This window comes from Streptomyces sp. NPDC002825, assembly GCF_040295385.1.
Taxonomy (GTDB): domain Bacteria; phylum Actinomycetota; class Actinomycetes; order Streptomycetales; family Streptomycetaceae; genus Streptomyces.
The window spans coordinates 148,942-174,919 of record NZ_JBEOVH010000007.1; the positions used below are offsets into that span (position 1 = coordinate 148,942).

The window sequence follows — 25,978 nt, forward strand, 5'->3', positions numbered from 1 at the left end:
GCGGACGGGCAGCTTGGCGACGGAGTCGTCCTGGGTGTTGAAGACCAGGTAGCGGATGTCGGCGCCGGTCGACTCGACGAGCTGGAGGCCCCTACTGCGGGCCTCGGATCAGGCCTTGACGCGGACTTCCTTGCGGAACTTGGCGGTGAGGGCGGCGGCGTCCTCCGCCGAACCGGCCTTGCCCGCGAGCAGCGAGGCCGTGTCGATCGGGACGACCATGCCCACCGTGCTGTGGTCGGCCCACACGCACATCGTCATGGTCATCGCCGGGGCGCCCTTGTCGGCGTCGGCCTTCGTCTGGATCTGCTGGCACTTCAGGACGGCGCCGTCGAGCTCGGACGGCGAGTACTCCTGCGGGCTGCCGATCAGCTCCGGGGTGTCCTCCTTGCCCTTGTCCTTCTCCGCCTCCGCCTTGGTGGTGGCGAAGATGGCGTCGACGACCGACTCGGGGTCGTCGATCTCGCCGTACAGGCCGTTGAACTGGATCAGCTTGTTCGCCAGGGGATTGGCCTTGTTCTCCACCTGGTAGCCGGCCTGGACCTCCTTGGCGTTCTTGACGCCGTTCTTCTCGGCCTCCTTCAGGGAGTCCTTGTCGGAGGAGTTGCCGCTGTCCGGCGACTTCTTGTACTCGACGAGCACCGTCTCCGGCGTGACCAGCTTGTGCGGGCCGTCGTCCGCGACGGAGGCGCCACCGCCGCCGCCGATCACGAAGTACGCGCCCACGCCGATCGCCGCGACGACCGCCACCGCGCCGATGATCCAGCCCGCCTTGGACTTCTTCGGGGCCGGCGGGTGGGGAACGTAGCCGCCGGGGCCCTGCGGGGCGCCGTACTGCGGCTGCTGGCCGTAGGGGCCGGGCTGCTGCGGCTGCTGCGGGTAGCCGTAGGGCGGCTGCTGCGGCGGAACGCCCTGCGGGGCCTGCTGGGGGTATCCGTAACCCGGCTGCGGAGCCTGCGGCTGGCCGTACGGGCCGGGCTGCTGCGGCTGCTGGCCGTAGGGGCCGGGCTGGCCGTAAGGACCGGGCTGCTGGCCGCCGTACGGACCCGGCTGGTTGTAGCTCATCGACAGGTTCCCCTCACAGGATGTTTATGTCTGCCGAACATCCTGGCGGAACCCGTGACCGGTAAGTGCGGCGGGGGCCACACCGTTACCGAACCAAAGCGTTTCAGGACACCACCGCAACACCCCTAAACTGGCCCCGTGACCGAGAACACTCAGCAGCAGACAGCGCCCACCACCGAACTGCCGACCCAGTACGCGCCGGCCGAGGTAGAGGGGCCGCTGTACGAGCGCTGGGTAGAGCGGGGGTACTTCGAGGCGGACGCGAAGAGCGAGAAGCCGGCGTACACCATCGTCATCCCGCCGCCGAACGTCACGGGCTCGCTCCATTTGGGCCACGCCTTCGAGCACACGCTGATCGACGCCCTCACCCGCCGCAAGCGCATGCAGGGCTTCGAGACGCTGTGGCAGCCGGGCCTGGACCACGCCGGCATCGCCACCCAGAACGTCGTCGAGCGTGAGCTCGCCAAGGAGGGCAAGTCCCGCCACGACCTGGGCCGCGAAGCCTTCGTCGAGCGCGTCTGGGAGTGGAAGGCCGAGTCCGGTGGCCAGATCACCGGTCAGATGCGCCGTCTCGGTGAGGGTCTGGCGTGGAGCCGGGACCGCTTCACCATGGACGAGGGCCTGTCCCGGGCCGTCCAGACCGTCTTCAAGAAGATGTTCGACGACGGGCTGATCTACCGCGCCGAGCGCATCATCAACTGGTGCCCGCGCTGTCTGACGGCCATCTCCGACATCGAGGTCGACTACCAGGACGACGACGGCGAGCTCGTCTCCATGAAGTACGGCGAGGGTGACGACACCATCGTCGTCGCCACGACCCGCGCGGAGACGATGCTCGGTGACACCGCCGTCGCCGTCCACCCCGACGACGAGCGCTACGCCCACCTGATCGGCAAGCAGATCAAGCTGCCGCTCACCGACCGTACGATCCCGGTCGTCGCCGACACGCACGTCGACCCGGAGTTCGGCACCGGCGCCGTCAAGGTGACCCCGGCGCACGACCCGAACGACTTCGCCATCGGCCAGCGCCACAACCTCGAGTCCATCGAGGTCCTCGACGAGCGCGGTGTGATCACCACCCACGGCCCCTTCCAGGGCCTGGACCGCTTCGAGGCCCGCTCCGCCATCGTCGCCGCCCTGCGCGCCGAGGGCCGGATCGTCGCCGAGAAGCGCCCGTACGTCCACTCCGTGGGCCACTGCTCGCGCTGCAAGACGACGCTGGAACCGCGTCTGTCCCTGCAGTGGTGGGTCAAGGTCGAGACCCTCGCCAAGGCCGCCGGTGACGCCGTCCGCGACGGTCGGGTCAACATCCACCCGGCCGACATGTCGCAGCGCTACTTCGACTGGGTCGACAACCTCAACGACTGGTGCATCTCGCGCCAGCTGTGGTGGGGCCACCGCATCCCCGTCTGGCACGGTCCGAACGGTGAGCTGGTCTGCGTCGGCCCCGACGACGAGGCACCCACGGGCGAGGGCTGGACGCAGGACACCGACGTCCTCGACACGTGGTTCTCGTCCGGCCTGTGGCCGTTCTCCACGCTCGGCTGGCCGGAGCAGACGCCGGACCTGGAGAAGTTCTACCCGAACTCCGTCCTGGTCACCGGCTACGACCTGATGTTCTTCTGGGTCGCCCGGATGATGATGTTCGGCCTGTACGCGATGGACGGCCAGCCGCCGTTCCGCACGATCGCGTTCCACGGCATGGTCCGCGACGAGTTCGGCAAGAAGATGTCGAAGTCGTTCGGGAACACGGTCAACCCGCTGGACTGGATGGACAAGTACGGCTCCGACGCCCTGCGCTTCACCCTGGCCAAGGGCGCCAACCCGGGCGTCGACGTCCCGATCGGCGAGGACTGGGTCCAGGCGTCCCGGAACTTCGCCAACAAGATCTGGAACGCGACCCGGTTCGCGATGATGAACGGCGCCACGATCGAGGGCCCGCTGCCGGACGCCTCCGAGATGTCGGCGACCGACCGCTGGATCCTGTCCCGTCTGAACGAGACGGTCGCGCAGGTCGACGCGTACTACGACGACTTCCAGTTCGCCAAGCTGAGCGAGTCGCTCTACCACTTCGCGTGGGACGAGGTCTTCGCCTGGTACGTCGAGCTGTCGAAGACCACGTTCTTCGCGGGCGGCGAGGGCGCCAAGGTCTCCGGCCGCGTCCTCGGCGAGGTCCTGGACGTCATGCTGCGCCTGCTGCACCCGATCGTCCCGTTCGTCACCGACACCCTGTGGACGACGCTCACCGGCGGCGAGTCCCTCGTGATCGCCGACTGGCCGAAGGCTGTGTCTGTTCCTGGGGCCGACGCCCCGGGCGGCTTCCACGACGAGGCCGCCGAGAAGGAGATCGAGCTGGTCCAGCGGGTCGTCACCGAGGTCCGCCGCTTCCGCAAGGAGCAGGGCCTCCAGGACGCCCAGAAGGTGCCCGCCCGCCTCACCCTCGACGGCACCCCGCTCGTCGCGCACGAGGCCGCCATCCGCCAGATCCTGCGGCTCCAGCCGGAGGGCGAGGGCTTCTCCGCCACCGCCACCCTGCCGGTCGCCGGTGCCACGGTCGAGCTGGACCTGTCCGGCACGATCGACGTCGCCGCCGAGCGCAAGCGCCTCGCGAAGGACCTCGCGGCGGCCGAGAAGGAGAAGGCCCAGGCCGAGGGCAAGCTCGGCAACGAGGCCTTCCTCGCCAAGGCCCCGGACAACGTGGTCGACAAGATCCGTGGCCGCCTCGCCAAGGCGGACGAGGACATCGCCCGCATCCAGGCCCAGCTGGCGGCGCTGCCGCAGGCCTAGCCCGTAACGCGAAGGGGCCCGGGACCGTCTCGTACGGTTCCGGGCCCCTTCGGCTTTGTCCGTTTGTGGGTGAGATCACGCGACTTGTGACCGAAGTCCATGGGTCCGGGACGAAGGACCCTGGATGATGGAAGGCATGCTCCGCCTCCCCACCGTCCCCGCGCTCCGCCGTTGCGTGGACCGGTGGGCCGTCTCGCCCCGCGCCCTCGACGTCGTCGCCGCGCTCAGCGCCTTCGGCCTGATGGTCCTGGACGTGCCGGGGCTCGCCCGCGCCGACAACTCCCTCACCGGGGTCACCGCGACCCTCGTCCTGGCGGCCGGCGCGGCCACCCTCGTGCTGCGCCGCCGGCTGCCCTGGCTGCCGTACGTGGTGGCGCTCGGCCTGATGGGCTGGCTGCACGAGCTGACCATGATCCAGTTCGCGCTGTACTCGATCGGCCGGTTCCGCGGGCGGCGAGCCGCGATCGCCGCGACCCTGCTGTACGTCGCCGTGGCGTACGCCTACTTCCTCACGCCCGGCTGGCCCGCCGAGCACGGCGAGACCCTCAGCGACTTCCTCAGCCTCGTCGTCCCGATCGGCGTCCTCGCGGCGGGCGTCGGCATCGCCGCGTACCGCCAGGACCTCGTCCGCGCCCTGGAGCTCCAGCGCCGCGAGGCCGCCGCCCGGCAGGCCGTGCAGGAGGAGCGGATCTCCGTCGGCCGGGACGTCCACGACCTGGTCGGCCGCGAGCTCACCGTCCTCACTGTGCGGGCCGAGGTCCTCGCCGTACGGGCCAGGGGAGAGGCCCACCAGAAGGACTTCGAGGAGCTCGCGGACACGGCCCGGCGTGCCCACCTCATGCTCAACGAGACGATCGTGCGCCGCGCCGACCGGGACGCCGCCACCCCCGGCCTCGAAGGGCTCACCGAGCTCGCGGGGGAGAGCGAGCGGATGGGCAGCCCCGTCGAGCTGACGGTCGCCGAGGAGGCCAAGGCGCTCTCCCCGCTGCGGCAGGCGGCCGTCCACCGCGTCGTCCGGGAGTGCCTGACGAACGCCGCCAAGCACGCGCCCGGCCTCCCCGTGACCGTCGCGATCACCGTCGTGGGACCCGATCTGCGGATCGAGGTGCGCAACCCCCTGCCGAAGAGCCCGCCGGACCCGGCACCCGTCTCGACCGGCACGGGCCTGTTCTCCATGGAGGAGCGCGTCACGAGCATGGGCGGCACCCTGCAGGCCCGCCGGGAGGACGGCGCCTACCTGGTGACGGCCCTGCTCCCGACGGGCCTCCAGAACCGGCTCGGGTGATCGCTCCGGCGGTGGACCGAAAGTACCGAAAGGGGTGGGTCCATCGTCCTGTCGGTGCCGCTCCGTAGACTGGGCCCGTGAGCGAGCCGAGCGACCAGAGCGACGACCAGTTCGACGAGATCGTCGACACCGAGACCCAGCGTGACCCCGACCTGGCGGTGATCGAGGCCGGCAGCCGTACCCTGCGCACCCAGGCCGGACCGCCGCAGGGCGACCCCGTGCCCAGCCGCCCCGAGGACCCGGAGCTGGACAAGGCGCTGCGCGAGGTCGAGACCGAGCTGTCGACCCGCTGGGGCGAGACCAAGCTGGAGCCCTCCGTCACCCGGATCGCGGCCCTGATGGACGTCCTCGGCGAGCCGCAGCGCGCGTACCCCTCGATCCACATCACCGGCACCAACGGCAAGACGTCGACGGCCCGCATGATCGAGGCCCTGCTCGGCGCCTTCGAGCTGCGCACCGGGCGCTACACCTCGCCGCACGTGCAGACCATCACCGAGCGGATCAGCCTGGACGGGGCCCCGATCTCCGCCGAGCGGTTCATCGAGACGTACCAGGACGTCAAGCCGTACGTGGAGATGGTCGACGCCCGCGAGGAGTACCGGCTCTCCTTCTTCGAGGTCCTCACCGGCATGGCGTACGCGGCCTTCGCGGACGCCCCGGTCGACGCGGCCGTCGTCGAGGTCGGCATGGGCGGCACCTGGGACGCGACGAACGTCATCGACGCCTCCGTCGCCGTCGTCACCCCCATCGACCTCGACCACACCGACCGGCTCGGCGGGACGACCGCCGAGATCGCCGCGGAGAAGTCGGGGATCATCAAGCCGGGCGCTACCGTCATCCTGGCCCAGCAGCCGGTCGACGCGGCCCAGGTGCTGCTGAAGAAGGCCGTCGAGGCGGACGCCACCGTGGCCCGTGAGGGCATGGAGTTCGGCGTGGTCTCCCGCGAGGTCGCGGTCGGCGGCCAGCTCCTCACCCTGCGCGGCCTCGGCGGCGAGTACGAGGAGATCTTCCTGCCGCTGCACGGCCCCTACCAGGCGCACAACGCCGCGGTGGCGCTCGCCGCGGTCGAGGCCTTCTTCGGGATCGGCGCCGAGCACGCCAGGACCCTGGACATCGACACCGTCCGCCGGGCCTTCGCCCAGGTGGCCTCGCCCGGCCGCCTGGAGATCGTCCGCTCCTCGCCGACCGTCATCCTCGACGCCGCGCACAACCCGCACGGCGCGCGGGCGACGGCCGAGGGCATCAGCGAGGCCTTCGGCTTCTCCCGGCTCATCGGCGTGGTCTCCACGAGCGGCGACAAGGACGCCAAGGGCCTCCTGGAGGCCTTCGAGCCGATCTTCGCGGAGGTCGTGATCACCGCGAACTCCAACCCGCGGGCCACCGACGTCGACGCGCTCGCCGCGATCGCCGTCGAGGTCTTCGGCGAGGACCGGGTCGTCGTCGAGCCGCGGCTGCCCGACGCCATCGAGGCGGCCATCACCCTCGCGGAGGAAGAGGCCGAGTACGGCGGCGCGGGCGTCCTCGTGACCGGTTCGATCTTCACGGTCGGCGACGCCCGGCTGCTGCTGCGAAGGGGCTGAACCCGATGCGTGTGCTCTGTTCCTCGACGCTCATCGGCGAGTTCTTCGTGATCGGCTTCGCCGGGCTCGTCGCCATGAAGGACGACAGCCTCAGCACGTCCACCGTCTGGTGGGTCTGCGGCGTGGCCATGGTCCTCTCGGTGCTGCTGTGCGGGATGATCACCCGGCCCGGCGGGGTGCAGCTCGGCTGGGCCCTGCAGATCGGGCTGATCCTCAGCGGCTTCTTCGTCCCGACCATGTTCTTCCTCGGAGCGGTCTTCGCCGGTCTGTGGTGGGCCTCGGTGCACTACGGGCGGCGGATCGACGAGGTCAAGGCCCGCTGGGCCGCACAGGCCTCGGCAGGGCCTGACGCTGCGTAATCGGCGGGGGTGCGGGCCCTGTAGCCTCGGAGGTCCCGCACACCGCTTTTCCTAAGGAGTTCCCCCGTGAGCCAGCGATCGCTCGTCCTGCTCAAGCCCGACGCCGTCCGCCGTGGTCTGATCGGCGAGATCATCGGCCGTATCGAGCGCAAGGCCGGCTGGACCATCACGGCCCTGGAGCTGCGCGAGCTCGACCAGGACACGCTGGAGCAGCACTACGGCGAGCACAAGGGCAAGCCCTTCTACGAGCCGCTCATGGGCTTCATGCAGTCCGGCCCGGTCGTCGCGCTCGTCGTCGAGGGCGAGCGGGTCATCGAGGGCCTGCGCACCCTGGCCGGCCCGACCGACCCGATCGCCGCAGCGCCGGGCTCCATCCGGGGCGACTTCGGCACCATCGTCCGCGAGAACCTGATCCACGCCTCGGACTCCGAGGAGTCCGCGGCCCGCGAGCTGAAGATCTTCTTCCCGGGTCTCGTCTGACGCGAAGTCAGCCGAACGAAGCACCCCTGTGGGGCGACCGAAGGAATTTCGGTCGCCCCCAGGCATATGAACGCCAATCCCGGGAACGGATCGCCGCGTCCTGCCGTCACCAGTACTGAGGTGGACCAACGCGCGCCATCCGCGCGGGCGGCACTACGATGGAAAACTCCACGCCGCACCACTCTCAGCCATGGGAAATCAAGGGGAACTTCATGTCGTTCATCGGCCGTGACATGGCTGTCGACCTCGGGACCGCCAACACGCTGGTGTACGTCAGGGGTCGAGGCATCGTTCTGAACGAGCCGTCAGTCGTCGCCATCAACACCAACACCGGGGGCATCCTCGCGGTCGGCGCCGAGGCGAAGAAGATGATCGGCCGGACCCCCGGCAACATCGTCGCCGTGCGCCCGCTCAAGGACGGCGTGATCGCCGACTTCGAGATCACCGAGCGGATGCTCCGCTACTTCATCCTCAAGATCCACAAGCGCCGCTACCTGGCCCGCCCCCGCGTCGTCGTCTGCGTGCCCTCCGGCATCACCGGAGTGGAGCGCCGCGCCGTCATCGAGGCGTCCACCCAGGCCGGCGCCCGCCAGGTGCACATCATCGAGGAGCCCATGGCGGCGGCCATCGGCTCGGGCCTCCCCGTCCACGAGGCCACCGGCAACATGGTCGTCGACATCGGCGGCGGCACCACCGAGGTCGCCGTCATCTCCCTCGGCGGAATCGTCACGGCACAGTCCATCCGGGTGGCCGGCGACGAGCTGGACAACGCGATCATCCAGCACATCAAGAAGGAGTACTCGCTCCTCCTCGGTGAGCGCACGGCCGAGCAGATCAAGATCACCATCGGCTCCGCGTACGACCTCGACAAGGACGAGCACACCGAGATCCGCGGCCGCGACCTCGTCTCCGGTCTGCCCAAGACCGTGGTCATCTCGGCCGCCGAGGTCCGCAAGGCCATCGAGGAGCCGGTCAACGCCATCGTCGACGCCGTGAAGACCACCCTCGACAAGTGCCCGCCGGAGCTCTCCGGTGACGTCATGGACCGCGGAATCGTTCTCACGGGTGGCGGCGCCCTGCTCCGCGGCCTCGACGAGCGCCTCCGGCGCGAGACCGGCATGCCGATCCACATCGCCGAGGACCCGCTGGACTCGGTGGCGCTCGGCTCCGGCAAGTGCGTGGAGGAGTTCGAGGCCCTTCAGCAGGTTCTCGACGCCCAGCCGCGCCGCTGACGGCCCTTCAGCCGAACAGCCGAACAGCCGAGACACAACCGAACAGCCCGACAACCGAACCACGAGGAAAGGCACGGCCGCCGCACGTGAGGGACACACGAGAGAGCCGGCTGCTCCTGGTGCTGCTGATCGCCATCGCGTTCGCACTGATCACGGTGGACATCCGCGGCGGTCAGGAGTCACCCGTCGACGGTGCCCGGCAGGCCGCAGCGGCGGTCTTCGGGCCCGTCGAGAACGGTGTGGCGGCCGCCGTCGATCCCGTCGGCAACGCCATAGGCGCGGTACGGGACTCCGGCGAGCGGCACACCCGGATCGCCGCCCTGGAGAAGGAGAACGCCGAGCTCAAGGCGAAGCTCGGCAGCGACGACCGCAACCGCAACCGGCTGCGCGAGCTCGACTCCATGCTCAAGACCGCCGGAGCCGGGCAGTACGGCATCAAGGGCGCCCAGGTCATCGCCATAGGAGCGGCCCAGGGCTTCTCCTGGACCGTCACGATCGACGTGGGCGCCCGCGACGGCATCAAGCGGGACATGACCGTGCTCAACGGCTCCGGTCTCGTCGGCCGTGTCACCACGGTCGGCCCGTCCACCTCCACCGTCCTCCTCGCCAACGACCCCGACTTCACCGTCGGCACCCGCATGGAGAAGAGCGACGAACTCGGTTTCGCCACCGGCCAGGGCGACAGCCCCCTCCTCGTCCAGCTCCTCAACGGCAAGGCCAAGGTGAAGCCCGGCGACCGGCTCGTCACCTTCGGCTCGCGCGCCGACAAGCCCTTCGTGCCCGGCGTCCCGGTGGGCGAGGTCGTCCGCGTCGACCCCTCGGGCGGCGGCCTGACCCGCAACATCTACGTCCGCCCGTACGTCGGCTTCACCAAGCTCGACATCGTCGGCGTCGTCGTCCAGGCCCCCACCTCCGACCCCCGCGACACGGTCCTTCCGCAGAAGCCCAAGCCCGCGCCGACCGTCACCGTCACGGTGACCCCGCCGCCACCGGACGGACAGCAGACCGCCGACGGGCAGCAGCAGGGCCAGAAGCCCAACCAGAACCAGCAGGACCAGACACAGGACCAGACGCAGGACCAGGGGGGCGTGACACCGTGAAGTTCAACCGCATCCTCCTCTCCGCCACCCTGATCGTCGTCGCCCTGGTCGTCCAGGTCTCCGTCCTCGCCCGCCTCCAGCTCCCCGGCGCCGTCCCCGACCTCGTCCTCCTCACCGTCGTCGGCCTCGCCCTCGTCTACGGACCGGTCAGCGGCTCCCTCATCGGCTTCACCGCCGGCCTGCTCTCCGACCTCGCCCCGCCCGCCGACCACGCCGCCGGCCGCTACGCCCTCGTGCTCTGCGTCATCGGCTACCTCGTCGGCCTCGCGAAGCCGGACAACGGCCGGCTGACCTCCGCGTCCGGCCCCATGGCCGTCGTCGTCGCCGCGGCGCTCGGCTCCACCCTGCTGTACGCGGGCGTGGGCGCCCTCGTCGGCGACACCGCCGCCCGCCATGTCGGCCTCGGCTTCCTGCTGTTCACCGCGGCCGTGTACGACCTGCTCCTCGCGCCGTTCACGGTGCCGCTCATCATGGCCCTGGCGCGCCGCGCCGAGAACGACCCGCTCGCCGACGCCGGCGGCAACGGCGCCGACGTCGCCTCCGGCTGGCTCTCCTCCGGCACCGGCCTCAGGATCGGCGCCCAGCGGGGCGGCCTGCGCGTGAAGGCCGCACGGAGCCGCGCCTCACGCGCGGGACGCATCAAGGGAGTCAAGCGACTGTGACCGAGGGGGCACCGGCAGCATGACCAACATTCCCGAGACCGGGCGGACCCCGCGGGTCCAGATCCGGCTCGTCGTCATCCAGATCCTCGTCTTCTCGCTGCTGCTCACCCTGGGCGGCCGGCTCTGGTACCTGCAGATCCGCAACGGCAAGGAGTACACGGACGAGGCGAAGAACAACCACGTCCAGCAGGTCGTCCAGCCCGCCGTCCGCGGCTCGCTCCTGGACGCCCGCGGCGTCCCGCTCGCCGACAACGAGACCCGGCTCGTGGTCTCCGCGTCCCGCACCGAGCTGATGAAGATGAAGGACGACGGCCAGGCCGTCCTCACCCGGCTGGCCGACGTCCTCGACATGAAGCCGCAGGACGTCGTCAACAAGATCCGGCTCTGCGACTCCAAGACGCCCAAACCCTGCTGGAACGGTTCGCCCTATCAGCCGATCCCCGTCACCGACGAGGCCACCACCCAGCAGGCCCTGCAGATCCGCGAGCGCGCCGAGGACTTCCCCGGCATCACCGCCGAACCCACCGCGGTCCGCCGCTACCCGGCCCCCGGCAAGTCCCGCACCTCCCAGGTCCTCGGCTACCTCTCGCCCGTCACCGACGCCGAGATCGAGAAGGCCAAGGACACCGACTCGCCGTTCCTCCGCTCCGACCAGGTCGGCCGCTCCGGCCTCGAGCGCACGTACGACAAGGAACTCCGCGGCAAGGCCGGCGTCACCCGCTACGAGGTCGACAACCTCGGCCGGGTCATCGGCCAGGCCAAGAACGACCCGGCCGTGCCCGGCGCCAACGTCGTCACCTCCATCGACGCCCGCGTGCAGGCGGTCGCCGAATGGGAGCTGCACAACGCGATGGTCGAGGCCCGCAAGGTCGTCGACCGGAACACCAACGAGAACTACAAGGCCGACTCCGGCGCCGTCGTCGTGATGGAGGCCAAGACCGGCCGCATCGTCGCCATGGCCTCGCAGCCCGACTACGACCCGAACGCCTGGGTCGGCGGCATCTCCGCCAAGGACTACGCCGCCCTCACCGGCAAGAGCTCCAACTTCCCGCTCCTCAACCGGGCCATCCAGGGCCAGGCCGCCCCCGGCTCCATCTTCAAGGTCATCTCGACCACCGCCGCCGTCAACGCGGGCTACGACTTCGACGGCCGCTACCCGTGCACCAGCTCGTACTCCATCGGCAACCAGGTCTTCAAGAACTTCGAATCGCAGAACCACGGCCCGATCTCGCTCGGCCGCGCCCTCGAAGTCTCCTGCGACACCGTCTTCTACGCCCTCGCCCACCAGCAGTGGATCAAGGACGGCGGGATGAAGCCGAAGAAGAACCCGGGCGACTGGTTCTACAAGACGGCCCATCAGTTCGGCCTCGGCGCCGAGACCGGCATCGACCTCCCCAACGAGGTCTCCGGCCGCGTCCCCGACCGCCAGTGGAAGCAGAAGTTCTGGGAGGACAACAAGGACTGGTGGTGCAAGTACGGGAAGAAGGGCGGCACCTACGTCCAGCAGCTCTCGTACGAGAACTGCCTCGAAGGCAACCTGATGCGCGCCGGTGACTCCGTCAACTACTCCATCGGACAGGGCGACACCCTCGTCACCCCCATCCAGATGGCCACCATCTACGCCGCCATCTCCAACGGCGGCACCCTGTGGAACCCCACCGTCGGCAAGGCGATCATCAGCCCCGACGGCAAGAAGGTGGACGAGATCGCGCCCAAGGCGCACGGCAGACTCCCCTTCGACGCGGACACCCGCAACTTGATAGACGAAGCCCTCGCGGGAGTCGCCACCCGCGGTACGGCCGCCTGGCGATTCGGCGGCTGGCCGCAGGACAAGATCCCGATGCACGCCAAGACGGGTACCGCCGAGGTCTACGGCAAGCAGACGACCTCCTGGTTCGCCACGTACACCAAGGACTACGCGATCGTCATGACGATCTCCCAGGGTGGTACCGGCTCCGGCGCCTCCGGCCCCGCCGTGCGCAACATCTACGACGCGCTCTACGGACTCGACGACGCCGGCAACCAGGACCTCAAGCGGGCCCTGCTGCCGCAGCCGCAGAAGGACCTGCCGAAGATCGAGCCCGACGGCTCCATCGACGCGCCGAAGATCAAGCCGTACGACCCCGAGGCGCAGAAGGTGGACCCGGAGAAGGCCGACGGCACCCAGCCGGCCGCCCCGACCCCGGACCCGACGACCCCCGCGAAGAAGCCGGACGACGACGACCAGCTCGCCGGCCCGCCCGCCACCCACCGAGGGAGGCTCTGAACAGAGATGACCGCACCCCACGGCTTCTCCGTCTCCCGGTACGCACCCGAGCGCGGCACCCTCGCCAAGCTGGCCGCCCGCGACTCGGTGCTCCGCCGCCTCGACTGGCCCATCCTGCTGTCGGCGCTCGCGCTCTCCGGGATCGGCTCGCTGCTCGTCTGGTCCGCCACCCGCGGCCGCACCGAGCTCAACCAGGGCGACCCGTACTACTTCCTCTTCCGGCACGTGCTCAACACCGGCATCGGGCTCGCCCTGATGATCGGCACGATCTGGCTCGGCCACCGCACCCTGCGCGGCGCGGTGCCGATCCTCTACGGCCTCTCGATCGTGCTGATCCTCGCCGTCCTCACCCCGCTCGGCGCCACCATCAACGGCGCCCACGCGTGGATCGTCGTCGGCGGCGGCTTCTCGCTCCAGCCCAGCGAGTTCGTGAAGATCACGATCATCCTGATCATGGCGATGCTCCTCGCCGCCAAGGTCGACGCCGGCGACCAGCTCCACCCCGACCACCGCACCGTCGCCAAGGCCCTCGCCCTGGCCGCGCTCCCCATGGGCATCGTCATGCTGATGCCCGACCTCGGATCGGTCATGGTCATGGCCGTCATCGTGCTCGGCGTCCTGCTCGCCTCCGGCGCCTCCAACCGCTGGGTCCTCGGCCTCATCGGCGCCGGCGTCCTCGGCGCGGTCCTCGTCACCGCGCTCGGCATGCTCGACGAGTACCAGATCAACCGCTTCGCGGCCTTCGCCAACCCCGACCTCGACCCGGCCGGCGTCGGCTACAACACCAACCAGGCCCGCATCGCCATCGGCTCCGGCGGCCTCCTCGGCGCCGGCCTCTTCAAGGGCTCGCAGACCACGGGCCAGTTCGTGCCCGAACAGCAGACCGACTTCGTCTTCACCGTCGCCGGCGAGGAACTCGGCTTCGTCGGCGCCGGCCTCATCCTCGTCCTCCTCGGCGTCATCCTCTGGCGCTCCTGCCGGATCGCCCGCGAGACCACCGAGCTCTACGGCACGATCGTCGCGGCCGGGATCATCGCCTGGTTCGCCTTCCAGTCCTTCGAGAACATCGGCATGACGCTCGGCATCATGCCGGTCGCCGGCCTGCCGCTGCCGTTCGTCTCGTACGGCGGCTCGTCGATGTTCGCCGTCTGGGTGGCGATCGGGCTGCTCCAGTCGATCCGGGTACAACGGCCCATGACGGCCTGACCGCGACTAGATTCGAGCTATGGCGGAGACGAAACGCGAGATCGAGCGGAAGTACGAGGCCACCGGGGACGCCGAGCTCCCGGACCTCGGGCGCGTCCCCGGAGTCGCGTCCGTCGCGGACGACGGCGTCATGGACCTCGACGCCGTCTACTACGACACGCCCGACCTGCGCCTGGCGGCCGACGGGCTCACCCTCCGCCGCCGCACCGGCGGGAGCGACGCAGGCTGGCACGTGAAGTTCCCCGTCGCCGTCGGCATCCGCGACGAGATCAGAGCCCCGCTGAGCGACACCCTGCCGGACGCGCTCGCGGGGCTCCTGCGCTCCCGCGTCCGCGACGCGGAGGTCGTCCCGGCGGTCCACCTCCACTCCTCCCGCGACGTCCGCCGGCTCCTCGCCGCGGACGGCACCCTCCTGGCGGAACTCTCCGTCGACACCGTCCACGCGGAACGCCTCCCGGACGGGGGAGAGGCCTCCTGGACCGAGATCGAGGTCGAACTCGCCGACGGCACCGACGACGAGACGATCCTCGACGCGATCGGGAAACGCCTGAAGAAGGCGGGCATCGCCCCGTCGACGTCCCCCTCGAAGCTGGCCCGGGCCCTGGAGGAGACCGGCGCCGCGCCCCGCCCGCGGCCCACCCCCGGGAAGCCAGGCACCGCGGGCGCCGCCGTCCTCGCCTACGTGTGCGAACAGGCCGCAGCGATCGTCGCGCTCGACCCCGCCGTGCGCCGCGACCTGCCCGACGCCGTCCACCAGCTGCGCGTCGCCTGCCGCCGGATGCGCAGCGCCTTCAAGACCTACCGCAAGGTCCTCGACCGGCACGTCACCGACCCCGTCGGCGACGAGCTGAAATGGCTCGCCGGAGAGCTCGGCGTCGCCCGCGACCAGGAGGTCCTCGACGCACGGCTGCGCGCCCGCGTCGCCGACCTGCCGCCCGCCCTCACCCTCGGCCCCGTCGAGGCCCGGCTGCGCCGCCGGGACGCCGCCCTCGCCAGGAACGCCCGGCACCAGGCGCTCGCCGCCCTCGACTCCGCCCGCTACCTCACCCTGCTCGACACCCTCGACGCGCTCCTCGCCGACCCGCCGCTGCGCAAGGCCGCCCGCCGCGACGCCCGCCCGGTCCTCGCCCGCGCCGTCCGCAAGGACCACGCCCGCCTCGGCCGCCGGATCGAGCACGCCCTCTCCCTCAGCCCCGGCCACGAGCGCGACCTCGCCCTCCACGAGGCCCGCAAGGCCGCCAAACGCGCCCGCTACGCCGCCGACGCGGCCCGCCCCACCCTCGGCAAGCCCGCCAAGCGGCTCTCGAAACGCATCAAGGCCGTCCAGTCCCTCCTCGGCGAACACCAGGACTCCGTCGTCGCCCGCGCAGCCCTCCGGGAATTCGGGATCATGGCCCACGGCGTCGGCGAATCGGCCTTCACCTGGGGACTTCTCTACGGCCGCGAGGAGGCGGCGGCCGACGCGGCCGAGCGGGAACTGCCCGGGCTCTGGGCCCGCGCCGCGGCCCCGAAGCTCACGGCGGCTCTGACCCCCTGAGCACCGGGGTACGCTTGAGAGTCGCCCCCCTGCCAGCTCACGAAGGTTCGAGATGTCTGCTGCCGAGTCTGTCTTCCCGCAGCTCGAAGCTCTGCTCCCGCACGTGCAGAAGCCGATTCAGTACGTCGGTGGAGAGCTGAACTCCACGGTCAAGCCGTGGGAGTCCGCCGACGTCCGCTGGGCGCTGATGTACCCGGACGCGTACGAGGTCGGCCTGCCCAACCAGGGCGTCATGATCCTCTACGAGGTGCTGAACGAGCGCGAGGGCGTCCTCGCCGAGCGCACCTACAGCGTGTGGCCGGACCTCGAAGAGCTGATGCGCGAGCACAACGTGCCGCAGTTCACCGTGGACAGCCACCGCCCCGTCGGCGCGTTCGACGTCTTCGGCCTGAGCTTCTCCACCGAGCTCGGCTACACGAACATGCTCACCGCCCTCGACCTGGCGGGCATCCCGCTGGAGTCGAAGGACCGGACCGTCGACCACCCGATCGTGCTCGCCGGCGGCCACGCCGCGTTCAACCCCGAGCCGATCGCGGACTTCATCGACGCGGCGATCATCGGCGACGGCGAGCAGGCCGTCCTCGACATGACCGAGATCATCCGCCAGTGGAAGGCCGAGGGCAGGCCGGGCGGCCGCGAGGAGGTCCTCTTCCGCCTCGCGAAGACCGGCTCGGTCTACATCCCGGCGTTCTACGACGTCGAGTACCTGCCGGACGGCCGCATCGGCCGTGTCGTGCCGAACAAGTCGGGCGTCCCGTGGCGCGTGTCCAAGCACACCGTCATGGACCTCGACGAGTGGCCGTACCCCAAGCAGCCCCTCGTGCCGCTCGCGGAGACCGTCCACGAGCGCATGTCCGTCGAGATCTTCCGCGGCTGCACCCGCGGCTGCCGCTTCTGCCAGGCCGGCATGATCACGCGCCCCGTGCGGGAGCGAAGCATCACCGGCATCGGCGAGATGGTCGAGAAGGGCCTCAAGGCCACGGGCTTCGAGGAGGTCGGCCTCCTGTCCCTGTCCTCCGCGGACCACACGGAGATCGCCGACATCGCGAAGGGCCTGGCCGACCGGTACGAGGAGGACAAGGTCGGTCTGTCCCTCCCCTCGACCCGTGTCGACGCCTTCAACGTCGACCTGGCGAACGAGCTCACGAGGAACGGCCGCCGCTCCGGCCTCACCTTCGCCCCCGAGGGCGGCTCCGAGCGCATGCGCAAGGTCATCAACAAGATGGTCTCGGAAGAGGACCTCATCCGTACGGTCTCGACGGCCTACGGCAACGGCTGGCGCCAGGTGAAGCTGTACTTCATGTGCGGCCTGCCGACCGAGACCGACGAGGACGTCCTCCAGATCGCCGACATGGCGATGAACGTGATCGCCGAGGGCCGCAAGGTCTCCGGCCAGAACGACATCCGCTGCACCGTCTCCATCGGCGGTTTCGTCCCCAAGCCGCACACCCCCTTCCAGTGGGCCCCGCAGCTGTCGGCCGAGGAGACGGACGAGCGCCTGCGCAAGCTCCGCGACAAGATCCGCGGCGACAAGAAGTACGGCCGCTCGATCGGCTTCCGCTACCACGACGGCAAGCCCGGCATCGTCGAGGGCCTCCTCTCCCGCGGCGACCGCCGCCTCGGCGCGGTCATCCGCGCGGTCTACGAGGACGGCGGCCGCTTCGACGGCTGGCGCGAGCACTTCTCGTACGACCGCTGGATGGCCTGCGCCGAGAAGACGCTGCCCGAGGTCGGCGTGGACGTCGCCTGGTACACCACCCGCGAGCGCACCTACGAGGAGGTCCTGCCCTGGGACCACCTGGACTCGGGCCTCGACAAGGACTGGCTCTGGGAGGACTGGCAGGACGCCCTCGACGAGACCGAGGTCGAGGACTGCCGCTGGACCCCGTGCTTCGACTGCGGCGTCTGCCCCGCGATGCAGACCGAGATCCAGGTCGGCCCGACGGGCAAGAAGCTGCTGCCGCTGACGGTCAAGAAGTAGCCGTTCCCACGCGAGCCTGAGGCGTCCGGACTGTCTGTCCGGACGCCTCACGGCATTTCCGGGGCATTGTCAGGGCTGCGCCGCGAAGGCATCGGGCGTGACGACCAAACGGTCGCGTACGTCGGCAGGGATCTTCAGCCGCAGGTGAACGGACGGGGCGCGAACCCCTGGGACCTTCGTGCGGGTCACCTCACACGTGACACCCACGCGGCGGGTCAAGCAGGCGTAACGCTTGCGTGACGGCCCGGCGGAGGGGAAACCCTTCGCCGGGCCGTTTCGTCGTTGTGGGCATGAACACGGAAAACCCGGGCTGTCTCACGGGCGTGGCGCGCGCCGTCGCCCTCGTGATCGTCCTGCCCCTCCGGCTGATCTGGGACGCCTTCGCCTTCTGCATGGAGCAGCTCTGGCGCTGGATCCTCGCCCCGGTCGGCCGGGCCCTCGGGTGGCTGATCCACTACCTGGTCGTCGTACCGCTGCGGTTCCTGTGGGAGTGGGTGATCGTCCCGGTCGCCCGGGCCCTGTGGTGGGTGATCGACCTGCTCCTCGTCACCCCGCTGACGTGGCTCTGGCGCTGGGTGCTCCTCCCCGTCATCAAGGGCCTGTGGTGGGTCGTCGACCTGCTGGTCGTCACCCCGCTGACCTGGCTCTGGCAGTACGTGCTCGCGCCCGTCGCCCGCGCGGTCGGCGCCGCGCTCGCCTGGGCCTGGGACATCGCGGGCCGGATCTCGCGGGCCGTCAGCCGGGCGATCGCCTGGCTGCTGTGGAACGTGGTCGGCCGGCCCCTCGCCTGGGTGTACCGGACGGTCCTCACCCCCGTCGGCCACTGGCTGCGGGCCTGGGTCTGGCGGCCCGTCGCCGCCGCCGCCCGCGCCGTCCGCACCGCCGCCCGGGAGGTGCGGGTCGCCCTCTTCGGCGGACCCCGCTGACCCGGCCCGGGGAACCGCAGGTGGCCCGGGCGCGTACTCTGGGTAGTACAGCGAACGTCCCCGGCGCGGCGCCCGCCCCCGAGATCTCCCCGCGGAAGCGGGGGTGAACCGGGCGGGACCCCTGGGGCAACCCGTACATCTCGTGGACGGCGCGCATCCGCGCCGCCCCGCACCGAGGAGAAGAACCACTGGGCAAGCGACAGCCCGAAGGCCCGCCGCCCGCACCGGCGGTGCAGCGCATCCGACTGCGCTACACCAAGCGCGGCCGCCTCCGGTTCACCAGCCACCGAGACTTCCAGCGCGCCTTCGAGCGTGCGCTGCGCCGTGCCGAGGTGCCCATGGCGTACTCCGCAGGCTTCACCCCGCACCCCAAGGTGTCGTACGCCAACGCCGCCCCGACGGGTACGGGCTCCGAGGCCGAGTACCTGGAGATCGCGCTCACCGAGACGCGCGACCCGGAGACGCTGCGGGTCCTGCTCGACGAGTCCCTCCCGGCGGGCCTCGACATCACCGACGCCGTCGAGGCCCGGACCTCGGGTCTCGCCGACCGGCTCACCGCCTCCGTGTGGGAGCTGCGCCTGGAAGGCGTCACGGTCGAGGACGCGGAGAAGGCCGTCGAGGCGTTTCTCGCGGCCGAGACGGTGGAAGTACAGCGCAAGACCAAGAACGGAGTCCGCACCTTCGACGCCCGTTCCGCTGTCACCGAGCTGACGGCAGGCCGTCCCCAGGGCGATCCCCAGGGTGATAGGCCGCTGGACAGCGCCTGTGCGATACTGCGGCTGGTTGTTCGGCACGTGACACCTGCCGTGCGACCCGACGACGTCCTGTCCGGTCTCCGAGCTGTGGCCGACCTGGCGCCGCCGGTCCCCGCTGCGGTGACCAGGCTGGCGCAGGGGCTCTTCGACGAGGAGTCCGGCACGGTGACCGACCCGCTCGCGCCCGACCGCGAGGCAGTCACGGCCGCTTCACCCACGGCCGCCGCGACCGCCCCGGCGACGGCGCCGGGTGCCGGTACCGCGTAGGGAGCGGTCGTCGTAGCGCCGCCCTGGTACTCGGGAGCCACCTGGGTCGGGCAGCGCACTGACCAGGAGACTTTCGCCAGGCCGTCCGCACAGGGCGTACGGAACCGGCGAGCCAGACATACAGCTCCCGTGCGGCGCCCGCGCCCCGGACGGCGGCACCGCGCCACTGGCGCGATCGTGCCGCCGGACCGGAACCAGGCGCGGCGCCCGGGAGCGTGACGGGAGAACCGCCCGCATGCTCGAGTCCAACGAAGACACCAACGCCCCCGGTGACAAGCTGCCGCCGCGCCGTAGGCGCCGCGCCGCTTCCCGCCCCGCCGGTCCGCCGGTGACGGGCGCCACCGCCGAGACCCCGGCCGCTGCCGAGGCCCCGGCCGTCGAGACCCCCGCCGTGGCGGCCGCCCCGGCCGAGGCCGAGGCCGCCCCCGCGCCGCGGACCCGCCGCCGCGCCACCCGCAAGGCCACCGCGCCGGCCGTGGAGACCGCGGTCGAGCCGGCCGTGGAGCCGGCCGCCGAGGCGCCCGCGGCCGAGGCCGTCGAGGAGGCCCCGGAGGCCGCCCCCGCCCGCCCGCGCCGCCGCGCCACCCGTAAGGCCACCTCGCCGGTGACCTCCCCGGCCGCCGCCGAGGAGACCGCGGAGCCCGTGGTCGCGGCCGAGGCCCCCGCCGCCGAGGCCGTGGAAGAGGCCGCCCCGCCGGCCCGTACCCGCCGCCGCGCCACCCGTAAGGCCACCTCGCCGGTGACCTCCCCGGCCGCCGCCGAGGAGACCGCGGAGTCCGCGGCCGCCGCCGAGCCGGTCGTCGAGGCCCCCGCCGTCGAGGAGGCCGCGCCGCCGGCCCGTACCCGCCGCCGTGCCACCCGTAAGGTCACCTCTCCCGAGGTGACCACCGAGGCCGCCACCGGCGAGTCCCTCCCGGCGTCCGCCGTCGAGCAGATCGCCGCCGACGAGGCCGAGGTCGCCGCCGCCGAGACCGCCGCCACCCGTGGCCGCGGCCGCCGCCGCGTCACCTCGCCGCAGTTCACCTCCGAGCCGGCCCCGGCCCGCGAGCCGCGCCGCGCCGCGCGCCCCGCCGTCGCCGTCTTCCAGGCCCCGGTCTTCGCCGAGCCGATGTTCCAGACCCCGGAGACCGCCGCCGCCGCGGCCGCCGCCGTGGTCGAGGAGCCGGAGGAGGAAGAGACCGTCGAGACGGTCGAGGCCGTCGTCGAGGCCGAGCCCGCCGAGCGCGCCGAGTCCGGCTCCCGCCGTCGCCGCCGTCGCCGTGGCGAGCCCGTCGCCGTCGAGCCCGTCGCCGTCGAGCCCGTCCCGGCCACCGTCGCGGACGAGCCCGAGGTGGAGGCCGTCGCCGACGAGATCGAGGAGGCCTTCGAGGCCGGGGAGCCCGAGGAGTCGGACGAGTACGAGGACCGTCCGTCCCGCCGTCGCCGCCGTGGCGGCCGGCGTCGCCGTCGCGGTGAGCTCGCCGAGGTCGAGGAGACCGAGGAGGGCGAGGAGCCGCACGCCGAGGACGAGGCCGAGGAGGCCGAGGAAGGCGAGGAGGAGCCGGAGGAGGCCGAGGGCTACGTCGGCGGCTCCAGCAGCTCCCGTCGCCGCCGCCGTCGCCGCCGTCGCAGCGGGGACGCCGCCGAGGCCGAGACCGCCGAGGAGGACGGCGTCCGCACGGTCGTCAAGGTCCGCGAGCCCCGCCCGGCCCGCGAGAAGGCCGAGCCGTCCGACGAGGTCCAGTCCATCAAGGGCTCGACCCGCCTGGAGGCCAAGAAGCAGCGCCGCCGCGAAGGCCGCGAGCAGGGCCGCCGCCGCGTCCCGATCATCACCGAGGCCGAGTTCCTCGCCCGCCGCGAGGCCGTCGAGCGCGTCATGGTCGTCCGCCAGAACGGCGAGCGCACCCAGATCGGCGTCCTCGAGGACAACGTGCTCGTCGAGCACTACGTCAACAAGGAGCAGGCCACCTCGTACGTCGGCAACGTCTACCTGGGCAAGGTCCAGAACGTGCTGCCGTCCATGGAGGCCGCCTTCGTCGACATCGGCAAGGGCCGCAACGCCGTCCTGTACGCCGGTGAGGTCAACTTCGAGGCGCTCGGCATGGCCAACGGGCCGCGCCGCATCGAATCCGCCCTCAAGTCCGGCCAGTCGGTCCTCGTGCAGGTCACGAAGGACCCGATCGGCCACAAGGGCGCCCGTCTGACCAGCCAGGTCTCCCTGCCGGGCCGCTACCTCGTGTACGTCCCCGAGGGCTCGATGACCGGCATCAGCCGCAAGCTCCCGGACACCGAGCGCGCCCGCCTGAAGACCATCCTCAAGAAGATCGTCCCCGAGGACGCGGGCGTCATCGTGCGCACCGCCGCCGAGGGCGCGAGCGAGGACGAGCTGCGCCGCGACGTCGAGCGACTGCAGGCGCAGTGGGAGGACATCCAGAAGAAGGCGAAGAGCGGCAACGCCCCGACCCTGCTGTACGGCGAGCCGGACATGACCGTCCGGGTCGTCCGCGACATCTTCAACGAGGACTTCTCCAAGGTCATCGTCAGCGGCGACGACGCGTGGGAGACCATCCACGGGTACGTCGGCCACGTCGCGCCCGACCTGGTCGACCGTCTGTCCAAGTGGACGAGCGAGGTCGACGTCTTCGCGACGTACCGGATCGACGAGCAGCTCATGAAGGCGCTCGACCGCAAGGTCTGGCTGCCCTCCGGCGGCTCGCTGGTGATCGACAAGACCGAGGCGATGGTCGTCGTCGACGTCAACACCGGCAAGTTCACCGGCCAGGGCGGCAACCTGGAGGAGACCGTCACCAGGAACAACCTGGAGGCGGCCGAGGAGATCGTGCGCCAGCTGCGTCTGCGCGACCTCGGCGGCATCGTCGTCATCGACTTCATCGACATGGTCCTGGAGTCCAACCGCGACCTGGTGCTGCGCCGCCTCCTGGAGTGCCTGGGCCGTGACCGGACCAAGCACCAGGTGGCCGAGGTCACCTCGCTGGGCCTGGTCCAGATGACCCGCAAGCGGGTCGGCCAGGGCCTCCTGGAGTCCTTCTCCGAGACCTGCGTCCACTGCAACGGCCGCGGTGTCATCGTGCACATGGAGCAGCCGGCCACCGCCGGCGGCGGTGGCGGCGGCAAGCGCTCGAAGAAGCGCGGCCGCGGTGGCGTCGAGCACGTCCACGAGCACGAGCACGCCGAGGCCGTGGAGCCGGAGACGGCGGAGGCCGAGGTCGAGACCGAGGCCGAGGTCGCCGCGGAGCTGGCCGCCCCGGTGGCCGTGCCGGTGCCGATCGCCCCGGACGAGGAGCTGTACGGCTCCGTCGCCGAGGCGGAGGCCGCCGCCACGCGCGGCCGTGGCCGCCGTCGCGCCACCCGCCGGGTGTCCGCGCCGGTCGTCTCGACGCCGTCGCCGGTCGTGGAGACCGACGCCGTGGTGTTCGAGCCGGCGCCCGTCGCCGAGCCGGTCGCCGAGCCGGTCGTCGAGCCCGTGGTCGAGGAGGCGCCCGCGCCGGCCCCGCGTGGCCGTCGCCGCGCCACCCGTCGGGTGACGTCCCCGGTGGTCTCCACCACGGACGCCCCCGCCGAGATCGTCGCGGAGCCGGTGGCCGAGCCGGTCGCCGAGGCCGTCGCGGAGCCGGAGCCGGTCGTCGAGGCCGTCGCCGAGCCCGTCGTCGAGGAGGCCCCCGCGGCCGCCGCGCCGCGTGCCCGTCGCCGGGTGGTCCGTAAGGCCACCGCTCCCGCCGGTTCGCCCGCGGGCGCCGAGGAGGCGGCCGTCGTCGTGGTGACCACGGCCCCCGCTGAGGCCGCCGAGGCTCCGGCCGAGGCCGAGCCCGAGGCGGAGGCCGCGCCGGCCAAGAAGACGGCCGCGCGCAAGACCGCGAAGAAGACCACGGCCAAGAAGGCCGCCACCAAGAAGACGGCGGCGACCAAGAAGACCGCGGCGAAGAAGACCACCGCCAAGAAGGCCACGGCCAAGAAGGCGGCGGAGAAGACCGCGGCTCCGGCCCAGGACTGATCCACCGGGTGCGGGCCGTCCCTCCACGGGACGGCCCGCACTCGCTCGGGCGAATTTGACCCCTTGTGGCCGCCGCCCGTAACCTAGACCGTCGGCGTGTCTGATCGACATGCCGCGCCTCTGAGCACCTCCCTCCCGCTCGCCGGGAGAGGCCGCTCGTCCGATTCCGGAACGCCGCGGGCCCCCGGGCCCGTGTGAGCGGCTGGCTTCAGAGGTTCCATCCCGAGTGAGAGAGAGATCCGCGTGTACGCCATCGTGCGCAGCGGTGGTCGCCAGCACAAGGTTGCTGTCGGCGACATCGTTGAGGTTGACAAGATTTCCACTGCCAAGGTTGGCGACACGGTCGAGCTCTCGACCCTGCTCGTTGTCGACGGCGACGCCGTGACCAGCGACCCGTGGGTCCTGGCCGGTATCAAGGTCACGGCCGAGGTCGTGGACCACCACAAGGGCGCCAAGATCGACATCCTGCGCTACAAGAACAAGACCGGCTACCGCCGTCGCCAGGGTCACCGTCAGCAGTACACGGCGATCAAGGTCACCGGTATCCCCGCGGCTGCGAAGTAAGAGGGACTGAGACATGGCACACAAGAAGGGCGCATCGTCCACCCGGAACGGGCGCGACTCCAATGCCCAGCGGCTCGGCGTGAAGCGCTTCGGCGGTCAGGTCGTCAACGCGGGTGAGATCCTGGTCCGCCAGCGTGGCACGCACTTCCACCCCGGCGCGGGCGTCGGCCGTGGCGGCGACGACACGCTGTTCGCCCTGCAGGCCGGTTCGGTGCAGTTCGGCACCCACCGTGGCCGCAAGGTCGTGAACATCGTTCCGGTCGCCTGATCGGAACACTTTGCGGAGGCGGACCTCACTTCCCGTACGGGAAGCGGGTCCGCCTTTCGCGTGTTACTAGATAGACATTCCACCCGTAATTTTCTGGAGGCACACCCATGACCACCTTCGTGGACCGCGTCGAGCTGCACGTCGCCGCGGGTAACGGAGGCCACGGCTGCGCCTCCGTCCACCGGGAGAAGTTCAAGCCCCTCGGCGGCCCCGACGGCGGCAACGGCGGACGTGGCGGCGATGTGACCCTGGTCGTCGACCAGTCCGTCACCACGCTCCTCGAGTACCACCACTCCCCGCACCGCAAGGCGACCAACGGTCAGCCCGGCGCCGGTGACAACCGCTCCGGCAAGGACGGCCAGGACCTGGTCCTGACCGTGCCCGACGGCACCGTCGTCCTCGACAAGCGGGGCAACGTGCTCGCCGACCTCGTCGGCCAGGGCACCACCTTCGTCGCCGGCCAGGGCGGCCGCGGCGGCCTCGGCAACGCCGCGCTGGCCTCGGCCCGCCGCAAGGCCCCCGGCTTCGCGCTGCTCGGCGAGCCCGGCGAGGCGCGGGACATCGTCCTGGAGCTCAAGACCGTCGCCGACGTGGCCCTCGTCGGCTACCCGAGCGCCGGCAAGTCCTCCCTCATCTCCGTCCTCTCGGCCGCCAAGCCGAAGATCGCGGACTACCCCTTCACCACGCTCGTCCCGAACCTGGGCGTGGTCACGGCCGGCTCGACCGTCTACACCATCGCCGACGTGCCGGGCCTCATCCCGGGCGCAAGCCAGGGCCGCGGCCTGGGCCTGGAGTTCCTCCGCCACGTGGAGCGCTGCTCGGTCCTCGTCCACGTCCTCGACACGGCGACGCTGGAGTCCGAGCGCGACCCGGTCACCGACCTCGACGTCATCGAGGAGGAGCTCAAGCAGTACGGCGGCCTGGAGGACCGGCCGCGGATCGTCGTCCTCAACAAGATCGACATCCCGGACGGCCAGGACCTCGCGGACATGATCCGCCCGGACCTGGAGGAGCGCGGCTACCAGGTGTTCGAGGTCTCCGCCGTGGCCCGCACGGGTCTCAAGGAGCTCTCCTACGCCCTCGCCGGCATCGTCGCCGAGGCACGCGCGGCCAAGCCGAAGGAGGAGGCGACCCGGATCGTCATCCGCCCGAAGGCCGTCGACGACGCGGGCTTCACCGTCACGTACGACGAGCAGGAAGAGGTCTACCGGGTGCGCGGCGAGAAGCCGGAGCGCTGGGTCCGCCAGACCGACTTCAACAACGACGAGGCCGTGGGCTACCTGGCCGACCGCCTCAACCGCCTCGGCGTCGAGGACGAGCTGATGAAGGCCGGTGCCCGCGCGGGCGACGGCGTCGCGATCGGCTCCGAGGACAACGCGGTCGTCTTCGACTGGGAGCCCACGATGATGGCCGGCGCCGAGATGCTCGGCCGCCGCGGTGAGGACCACCGTCTGGAGGCCCCGCGTCCGGCGGCGCAGCGCCGTCGGGACCGGCAGGCGGAGCGTGACGACGCGCAGCGCGAGTACGACGAGTTCGACCCGTTCTAGTGGGACGGGCTGCGCCGGTCCGGCGGACGGAGTCCGGCGCAGCCGTCCGATGCCGGTGAGGCCCCTCGGGGCCGAGCCGTGCGAGGGTGGCGTGGGGAGGTTCTGCCCACCGTCTGGAGGCCC

19 protein-coding genes are annotated in these 25,978 nt (G+C 71.3%); 18 read left to right on the plus strand and 1 reads right to left on the minus strand.

Features of this window, described 5'->3' with window-relative positions; all coding sequences use genetic code 11:
- Nucleotides 1-108 precede the first annotated feature (108 nt).
- Nucleotides 109-1,062: a hypothetical protein gene (locus tag ABT041_RS12230; protein ID WP_351182972.1), complete on the minus strand. Its 954-nt coding sequence runs from the start codon at nucleotides 1,060-1,062 to the stop codon at nucleotides 109-111.
- 138 nt (nucleotides 1,063-1,200) lie between these two features.
- On the opposite strand from ABT041_RS12230, the gene ABT041_RS12235 reads away from it, so the two are divergent.
- The 18 genes from ABT041_RS12235 to obgE all read left to right on the plus strand — a co-directional run bounded on the left by ABT041_RS12235 (nucleotide 1,201) and on the right by obgE (nucleotide 25,855).
- On the plus strand, nucleotides 1,201-3,849 hold the full coding sequence (locus ABT041_RS12235; protein ID WP_351182974.1) for a valine--tRNA ligase: 2,649 nt from the start codon (nucleotides 1,201-1,203) through the stop codon (nucleotides 3,847-3,849).
- A 136-nt stretch (nucleotides 3,850-3,985) separates the two neighbouring features.
- A complete protein-coding gene (locus ABT041_RS12240; RefSeq protein ID WP_351182976.1) occupies nucleotides 3,986-5,134 on the plus strand; it encodes a sensor histidine kinase in 1,149 nt (382 codons plus the stop codon).
- A gap of 77 nt (nucleotides 5,135-5,211) precedes the next feature.
- Nucleotides 5,212-6,714, plus strand: a complete 1,503-nt coding sequence (gene folC, locus ABT041_RS12245; RefSeq protein WP_351182978.1) for a bifunctional tetrahydrofolate synthase/dihydrofolate synthase — start codon at nucleotides 5,212-5,214, stop codon at nucleotides 6,712-6,714.
- A 5-nt stretch (nucleotides 6,715-6,719) separates the two neighbouring features.
- Nucleotides 6,720-7,073, plus strand: a complete 354-nt coding sequence (locus ABT041_RS12250; RefSeq protein ID WP_351182980.1) for a DUF4233 domain-containing protein — start codon at nucleotides 6,720-6,722, stop codon at nucleotides 7,071-7,073.
- A gap of 66 nt (nucleotides 7,074-7,139) precedes the next feature.
- The gene (gene ndk / locus ABT041_RS12255; RefSeq protein WP_041129227.1) at nucleotides 7,140-7,553 is read left to right on the plus strand and encodes a nucleoside-diphosphate kinase; all 414 of its coding nucleotides are present in this window, start codon (nucleotides 7,140-7,142) and stop codon (nucleotides 7,551-7,553) included.
- A 212-nt stretch (nucleotides 7,554-7,765) separates the two neighbouring features.
- The gene (locus ABT041_RS12260; protein WP_017239313.1) at nucleotides 7,766-8,785 is read left to right on the plus strand and encodes a rod shape-determining protein; all 1,020 of its coding nucleotides are present in this window, start codon (nucleotides 7,766-7,768) and stop codon (nucleotides 8,783-8,785) included.
- An 86-nt stretch (nucleotides 8,786-8,871) separates the two neighbouring features.
- Nucleotides 8,872-9,885 (plus strand): rod shape-determining protein MreC, encoded by a 1,014-nt coding sequence (gene mreC, locus ABT041_RS12265; protein ID WP_351182983.1) that lies wholly within the window; start codon nucleotides 8,872-8,874, stop codon nucleotides 9,883-9,885.
- Entirely contained in the window at nucleotides 9,882-10,547 is a 666-nt protein-coding gene (gene mreD, locus ABT041_RS12270) for a rod shape-determining protein MreD (protein ID WP_351182985.1), read from the plus strand. The genes mreC and mreD overlap by 4 nt, the downstream gene beginning before the upstream one ends.
- 19 nt (nucleotides 10,548-10,566) lie before the next feature.
- Complete coding sequence (mrdA, locus tag ABT041_RS12275) at nucleotides 10,567-12,813, plus strand: penicillin-binding protein 2 (RefSeq protein ID WP_351182987.1); 2,247 nt, start codon at nucleotides 10,567-10,569, stop codon at nucleotides 12,811-12,813.
- A gap of 6 nt (nucleotides 12,814-12,819) precedes the next feature.
- Nucleotides 12,820-14,019 carry a rod shape-determining protein RodA gene (gene rodA, locus ABT041_RS12280; protein ID WP_351182989.1) on the plus strand — a complete coding sequence of 400 codons (1,200 nt, stop codon included), beginning with the start codon at nucleotides 12,820-12,822 and terminating at the stop codon, nucleotides 14,017-14,019.
- 19 nt (nucleotides 14,020-14,038) lie between these two features.
- Nucleotides 14,039-15,556, plus strand: coding sequence for a CYTH and CHAD domain-containing protein (locus tag ABT041_RS12285; protein ID WP_351182991.1), 1,518 nt, complete (start codon nucleotides 14,039-14,041; stop codon nucleotides 15,554-15,556).
- Between the two features lie 52 nt (nucleotides 15,557-15,608).
- The gene (locus ABT041_RS12290; RefSeq protein ID WP_351182993.1) at nucleotides 15,609-17,537 is read left to right on the plus strand and encodes a TIGR03960 family B12-binding radical SAM protein; all 1,929 of its coding nucleotides are present in this window, start codon (nucleotides 15,609-15,611) and stop codon (nucleotides 17,535-17,537) included.
- A 290-nt stretch (nucleotides 17,538-17,827) separates the two neighbouring features.
- A complete protein-coding gene (locus tag ABT041_RS12295) occupies nucleotides 17,828-18,463 on the plus strand; it encodes a hypothetical protein (protein ID WP_351182995.1) in 636 nt (211 codons plus the stop codon).
- 230 nt (nucleotides 18,464-18,693) lie between these two features.
- Nucleotides 18,694-19,485, plus strand: a complete 792-nt coding sequence (locus tag ABT041_RS12300) for a TIGR03936 family radical SAM-associated protein (protein ID WP_351182997.1) — start codon at nucleotides 18,694-18,696, stop codon at nucleotides 19,483-19,485.
- A gap of 235 nt (nucleotides 19,486-19,720) precedes the next feature.
- A complete protein-coding gene (locus tag ABT041_RS12305) occupies nucleotides 19,721-23,476 on the plus strand; it encodes an Rne/Rng family ribonuclease (RefSeq protein WP_351182999.1) in 3,756 nt (1,251 codons plus the stop codon).
- Nucleotides 23,477-23,719: 243 nt separating this feature from the next.
- Complete coding sequence (rplU, locus tag ABT041_RS12310; RefSeq protein ID WP_015033583.1) at nucleotides 23,720-24,040, plus strand: 50S ribosomal protein L21; 321 nt, start codon at nucleotides 23,720-23,722, stop codon at nucleotides 24,038-24,040.
- A gap of 13 nt (nucleotides 24,041-24,053) precedes the next feature.
- Nucleotides 24,054-24,308, plus strand: coding sequence for a 50S ribosomal protein L27 (gene rpmA, locus ABT041_RS12315; RefSeq protein WP_010041940.1), 255 nt, complete (start codon nucleotides 24,054-24,056; stop codon nucleotides 24,306-24,308).
- 107 nt (nucleotides 24,309-24,415) lie between these two features.
- A complete protein-coding gene (gene obgE / locus ABT041_RS12320; protein ID WP_351183002.1) occupies nucleotides 24,416-25,855 on the plus strand; it encodes a GTPase ObgE in 1,440 nt (479 codons plus the stop codon).
- Nucleotides 25,856-25,978: the final 123 nt, after the last annotated feature.

What these genes read in the sequence shown, in the direction of transcription:
- ABT041_RS12230 (WP_351182972.1), bottom strand. Translation starts at nt 1,062, where the DNA reads ATGAGCTACAACCAGCCGGGTCCGTACGGCGGCCAGCAGCCCGGTCCT.
- ABT041_RS12240 (WP_351182976.1), top strand. Translation starts at nt 3,986, where the DNA reads ATGCTCCGCCTCCCCACCGTCCCCGCGCTCCGCCGTTGCGTGGACCGG.
- ABT041_RS12250 (WP_351182980.1), top strand. Translation starts at nt 6,720, where the DNA reads ATGCGTGTGCTCTGTTCCTCGACGCTCATCGGCGAGTTCTTCGTGATC.
- ABT041_RS12260 (WP_017239313.1), top strand. Translation starts at nt 7,766, where the DNA reads ATGTCGTTCATCGGCCGTGACATGGCTGTCGACCTCGGGACCGCCAAC.
- mrdA (WP_351182987.1), top strand. Translation starts at nt 10,567, where the DNA reads ATGACCAACATTCCCGAGACCGGGCGGACCCCGCGGGTCCAGATCCGG.
- rodA (WP_351182989.1), top strand. Translation starts at nt 12,820, where the DNA reads ATGACCGCACCCCACGGCTTCTCCGTCTCCCGGTACGCACCCGAGCGC.
- ABT041_RS12285 (WP_351182991.1), top strand. Translation starts at nt 14,039, where the DNA reads ATGGCGGAGACGAAACGCGAGATCGAGCGGAAGTACGAGGCCACCGGG.
- ABT041_RS12290 (WP_351182993.1), top strand. Translation starts at nt 15,609, where the DNA reads ATGTCTGCTGCCGAGTCTGTCTTCCCGCAGCTCGAAGCTCTGCTCCCG.
- ABT041_RS12295 (WP_351182995.1), top strand. Translation starts at nt 17,828, where the DNA reads ATGAACACGGAAAACCCGGGCTGTCTCACGGGCGTGGCGCGCGCCGTC.
- ABT041_RS12305 (WP_351182999.1), top strand. Translation starts at nt 19,721, where the DNA reads ATGCTCGAGTCCAACGAAGACACCAACGCCCCCGGTGACAAGCTGCCG.
- rpmA (WP_010041940.1), top strand. Translation starts at nt 24,054, where the DNA reads ATGGCACACAAGAAGGGCGCATCGTCCACCCGGAACGGGCGCGACTCC.
- obgE (WP_351183002.1), top strand. Translation starts at nt 24,416, where the DNA reads ATGACCACCTTCGTGGACCGCGTCGAGCTGCACGTCGCCGCGGGTAAC.